Annotated in this window: 4 protein-coding genes; 1 reads left to right on the forward strand and 3 read right to left on the reverse strand. The window is 67.2% G+C overall.

Going from position 1 to position 4,877, the window contains the following annotated elements; genetic code table 11:
* Nucleotides 1-109 precede the first annotated feature (109 nt).
* The 3 genes from B7X30_RS14680 to B7X30_RS14690 are packed head-to-tail and all read right to left on the reverse strand — an operon-like array spanning nucleotide 110 to nucleotide 3,458.
* Nucleotides 110-1,375 (reverse strand): HlyD family secretion protein, encoded by a 1,266-nt coding sequence (locus B7X30_RS14680; RefSeq protein ID WP_286731581.1) that lies wholly within the window; start codon nucleotides 1,373-1,375, stop codon nucleotides 110-112.
* Between the two features lie 55 nt (nucleotides 1,376-1,430).
* Nucleotides 1,431-2,876, reverse strand: coding sequence for an efflux transporter outer membrane subunit (locus tag B7X30_RS14685; protein ID WP_286731584.1), 1,446 nt, complete (start codon nucleotides 2,874-2,876; stop codon nucleotides 1,431-1,433).
* A 12-nt stretch (nucleotides 2,877-2,888) separates the two neighbouring features.
* Complete coding sequence (locus B7X30_RS14690) at nucleotides 2,889-3,458, reverse strand: MarR family winged helix-turn-helix transcriptional regulator (RefSeq protein ID WP_286731586.1); 570 nt, start codon at nucleotides 3,456-3,458, stop codon at nucleotides 2,889-2,891.
* Between the two features lie 160 nt (nucleotides 3,459-3,618).
* Here B7X30_RS14690 and B7X30_RS14695 point away from each other — a divergent pair.
* On the forward strand, nucleotides 3,619-4,877 hold a 1,259-nt coding region (locus B7X30_RS14695; protein ID WP_286731589.1), incomplete at its 3' end, for a coniferyl aldehyde dehydrogenase.

A 4,877-nucleotide genomic window follows, 5' to 3' on the forward strand; every position in this document is an offset into this window, starting at 1 on the left:
TCTTGCGTAGTGGCCATGTCAGCTCCGCACGGCCGTTCCGAAGGAGCTGACACCCCCCGTGGGGGGCAGCGAGCAAAGCGAGCGAGGGGGTCGTTTCATGTTGGCCTCTTTAGCGCTTGCTGCCTGCGTTGGCGGCGATGATGGCGTTCACCAGGGCGTCGGCCTTCTGCCAGTCGGCGGCATAAACGTCGGTGCGGGCTGCGGGCTTGGTGGGCGGCTCGTCCATGACCAGCGGGCCTTTGTGGTCGCTGATGTCGATGGTGACTTCGGTGGACATGCCCACGCGCAGCGGGTGGCTGGCGACTTGCTTGGGATCGAGCGCCACGCGCACCGGCAGGCGCTGTACCACCTTGATCCAGTTGCCCGTGGCGTTCTGCGCGGGCAACAGCGAGAACGCCGCACCCGTGCCCGCCGACAGTCCGACCACATGGCCGGTGTAGGTGAAGCTGCCGCCATAGGTGTCGGCAGTCACCGTGGCCTTCTGGCCGATGCGCACGTCGCGCAGCTGGGTTTCCTTCAGATTGGCGTCGATCCACACATCGTTCAACGGCACTACCCACATCAGCGGCTGGCCGGGCGCCACGCGCTGGCCGAGCTGCACCGTGCGCCGCGCCACCACGCCGCTGACCGGCGCCGGAATGGTGGTGCGTTCATACGCCAGATAGGCCTCGCGCAGCTTGGCCGCGGCCAGCTTGACCGAGGGGTTGTTGGCGATGACCGTGCCCGCGGTCAGCGCTTCGCTGGCGGCGAGTTGCTCCTGCGCGGCTTTCACCCCGGCCTGCGCGGTGGTCAACGCGGCTTGGGCGGATTGCAAGGCAATCTGTGCCTGCCGCAGTTCCTCAGCGCCCACCGCGCCGGTACCCGCCAGCTCCTGGCGGCGGCGCAGCGCATCCTGCGCCTTGGCTACATTGGCCTGCGCGACGCTGACATCGGTCTGCCGCACGGCAACCTGGGCAGCCAGGGTGCCGTTGTTGGCAAAGCTCACCCGCACCTGACGCACCGCCTGCGCCAGCAGGGCCTCGGCCTGTTGCAGCGCCACATGGGTGTCGGCGCCATCGAGCTGCACCAACGGCTGGCCGGACTTGACCAGTTGGGTATCGTCGGCGTTGATGGCGGTCACCGTGCCGCCCACCTGCGGCGTGACCTGCACCAGATTGCCCTGCACATAGGCGTCATCGGTGTAGGCGTAGCGCAGGGATTCCCAATAGTGATAGCCGCCATAGACGGCGCCGACGATGACGAAAAAGCCGATGGCCAGCAGCATCAGCCGCCGCCGCTTGGCGGCCTTGCCGTTGCCATTTCCGTTGTCGTTTCCGTTGCCATTTTTGGCGGGCTGGGCCGCGCCTTCTGTTTTGTTGCTGTCTGGGGTACTCATGGATGCACTCCGTTGGGATTCGATTCGTTTTTAGAAGGAGAAGTCAAAGCGTGGGTCAGGAGGATTTCGCAGGAACCTGCTCGGGCATCTTCGGCGCGTTGTAGCCCCCGCCCAGGGCGCGAATCAGCGCCACGTCGTCGGCCAGCGCCTGCGCTTTCAAGTCCACCCCGGCCTGCTGCAGCTTGAGCACACTCGACTGAACCGTGAGCACGGTGAGGTAGTTCGACAGCCCGGCCTTGTAGCGCTGATCGACCAGGCGCAGCGCGTCCTGCGCGGCATCGAGCGCTTGCTGCTGTTGCGCGATCTGCTGACCGATGGATTGCCGCGCCGCGATGGCGTCGGCGACCTCATGCACTGCGTCCACCAGCGTGCCGTTGTATTGCGCGATGGCGGCGTCCGCCTGCGCCGATTTGCCGCGAAGCTGGGCGCGCAGCGCGCCGCCCTCGAAGATCGGCAGGGTGAGTGCGGGGCCGACGCCCAGGGTCTGGCTGCCGCCGGTCAGCCATTGGCTGAAGCCCAGCGCAGAGAACCCGGCGAACGCCGTGAGGTTGACGTCGGGGTAAAACGCTGCGCGGGCCGCCTTCACGCCGTGCAGCGCGGCTTCCACCTGCCAGCGCGCGGCGACGATGTCGGCGCGGCGGCCGATCAGCGAGGCGGGCAGCGTGTCGGGCAGGTTCATGGTTGGCAGGGCGGAGAGCTGCGGGGCGAGCGTGGCCGTGGCCTGCGGGCCTTGGCCGGTGAGCGCGGCCAGCAGGTTGCGCGCCTGCGTGATCTGCACCGCAGTCTGGTCGAGCTGCAGACGGATCTGCGGCACTTCGGCCAGCGCCTGCTTCTCCTGCACCGTGGTTTCCAGACCGGCGCGCACACGGTCCTGCACCAGTTTGAGCATGTGCTCGCGCTGCTGCAGGGTTTGCTGCAGCACGTTCTGGATGGCGATCAGCCGCGCAAGGTTCACATAAGCGCCGGCCACGTTGGATGCGAGCAGCACCCGCGCGGCCTGCTCCTGCGCCGCGGCGGCGTGGGCTTCGCCGATGGCGGCTTGCAGCGTTTGCCGGTTCTTGCCGAAAAAGTCCAACTCCCAGCTGCCTTGCAGTAGCGCCGAATTGTCGTAATACCAGTTGCTGCCGTAGGGGCCGTAGATGTAGTTGTTGCTGAACCGCTGGCGAGTGGAGCTCACCGCGGCGCCCAGCTTGGGCTTGAGCGCGCTGCCCGCGCCCTGCACTTGCGCACGGGCCTGTTCGAGCCGCGCCTGCGCGACTTGCAGGCTGGGGTTGTCGGCCAGGGCGGTGGCGATCAGGCGGTCGAGTTCAGGATCGTGAAAGTCGGCCCACCAGTCGGTCTTGGGAAAGGCGGTCTGCACCGGCTGCAAGCCGAGTTGCTGCGGACGAGTGAGCTGGGCCGTGGGCGCGATGCCTTCGGTGCTGGCGCAGCCCGCCAGCAGCAGGGCGGCCAGCAGCGGCGCGGCCAGCGCGGCGGATCGAACGAAAGGTCTTTTGAGCATGATGAGAACGGGTCAGGAGGGGTTGTTGTCGTTGTTTTCTTCGGGGTCGCGTTCCCGCACCACCAGTTGCGGGCCGGGGGCGGCCTTGTTGGCTTCGGCCAGCGCCTCGCCATTGGCGATGAAGCGCCGCAGCAGGTCGAGCAACTGGGCAAACTCCTTGGGGCTGAAGCCGCGCAGATGGTCGTTGAGCACCTCGGAGAGCACATGCGGAATTTGCGCCGCCACCTCGCTGCCGCGCGGGGTGAGCGAGAGGTTGACCACGCGGCGGTCGCTGCAACTGCGCTCGCGCACCAGCAGGCCCTTGGCTTCCAGGCGGTCGAGCATGCGGGTCATGGCGCCGGCGTCGGTCTGCATTTCGCGGGCGCAGGCGGCCACGGTGTCGCACCCTTGGTGCACATGAAGTAGCGGGTGCCATTGGGAGCCAGTGAGGTCGAGCCCCTGCAGTTGATGCTCCAGATTGCGCACCAGCACTGCCAGCGCAACTTTCATCAGAAAGCCGACCGAGTTGTCCTTGGCATACTCCGAACCGTCGTAGAAATGTGGCGCGGCTGCGTGGGTGGGAGTGGGGGTGGAAGAATTCATGCCGTGCAGTTTATTGCTTAGGCAAATACTGCCTGAGTTGTTTTTTGATACCCGATTCAGCGAAGGGGTTTTGTCGGACGGGGCATGGCAAACCGGTTCTTCATGTTGGCGGCGTCCGGCTTACCATGCGTCGCTGAATATTCAGTTTGCCGCCAACGCCATGGATCGCGCCCCTGATTTCGCCGCTTCACTCCAGCAGTCTTTCAGCGTGCTGCGGGCGGCGTTCGACGCCGCGCCCTATCCCGACTGGACGCTGCGACGCGACCGGCTGCGACGACTGCAGGCCTTGCTGCGCACTCATGCGGCCGAGTTCGCCGAGGCCATCGACGCCGATTTCGGCGGCCGCCCGCCGCCCGAAACCGGCATGCTCGAACTCGTGCCTAGCCTGACGGGCATCGCCGATGCGCTCAAGCACGGCAAACGCTGGATGCGTCCGCGCGCCGCCCCCGTTTCACGCTGGTTTTTTCCCGCCCGGGCGCGAGTGCTGCCCCAACCGCTGGGCGTGGTGGGCGTCATTGCGCCGTGGAACTACCCGCTGGTGCTGGCCGTGGCGCCGCTGACGGCGGCGCTGGCTGCGGGCAACCGGGCGATGGTCAAGCTCTCCGAGTTCACGCCCACGTTCAGCGCGGTGTTCGCGCAGCGGGCCGGGCAGACCTTTGCGCCCGACGAAGTGGCGGTGGTGCAGGGCGATGCAGAAATCGGCGCCGCTTTCAGCGCCTTGCCGTTCGACCACCTGCTGTTCACCGGCTCCACCGGGGTGGGCAAGCGCGTCATGGCGGCGGCGGCGGCCAACCTCACTCCCGTCACGCTGGAACTCGGCGGCAAATCGCCCGCCGTCATCACGCCGGGTTACGACCTGGCGCACGCGGCCCAGCGCATCCTCTACGGCAAGCTGCTCAACGCCGGGCAGACCTGTATCGCGCCCGACTATGTGCTCGTGCCGCGCGCGCAGCAGTCTGACTGGGTTGCCGCCTGCCGCGCCGCGGCGCAAAAACTCTATCCCGACGGCCTGCGCAGCCCCGACTACACCAGCATCATCGACCATCGCCAATACAGCCGTCTGCTCGGTCTGCTGGGCGAAGCTCGCGCCGCCGGGGCGCAGGTGCATGCCCTGTTCGACGGCGTGCAGGCCGACGATCTGCGCCACCGCCTCGCGCCCGCGCTGGTGTGCGACGCCCCGGCCTCGGTGCGCTTGATGAACGAAGAAATCTTCGGCCCGCTGCTGCCCGTGGTGGCCTATGACGATCTGGCGCAGGCGCTGGCCCATCTACGCAGCCAGCCGCGCCCGCTGGCGCTGTACTGGTTCGACCACGACCGCCAGCGCACCGCCGATGCCCTGCTGCACACCCATGCTGGCGGCGTGACGGTCAACGATACCTTGCTGCACTTTGCGCAAGACGAGTTGCCCTTTGGCGGCGT

The sequence above is a fragment of the Thiomonas sp. 13-64-67 genome (assembly GCF_002282795.1).
Lineage (GTDB): Bacteria > Pseudomonadota > Gammaproteobacteria > Burkholderiales > Burkholderiaceae_C > Thiomonas > Thiomonas arsenitoxydans.

What these genes read in the sequence shown, in the direction of transcription:
- B7X30_RS14680 (WP_286731581.1), bottom strand. Translation starts at nt 1,375, where the DNA reads ATGAGTACCCCAGACAGCAACAAAACAGAAGGCGCGGCCCAGCCCGCC.
- B7X30_RS14685 (WP_286731584.1), bottom strand. Translation starts at nt 2,876, where the DNA reads ATGCTCAAAAGACCTTTCGTTCGATCCGCCGCGCTGGCCGCGCCGCTG.
- B7X30_RS14690 (WP_286731586.1), bottom strand. Translation starts at nt 3,458, where the DNA reads ATGAATTCTTCCACCCCCACTCCCACCCACGCAGCCGCGCCACATTTC.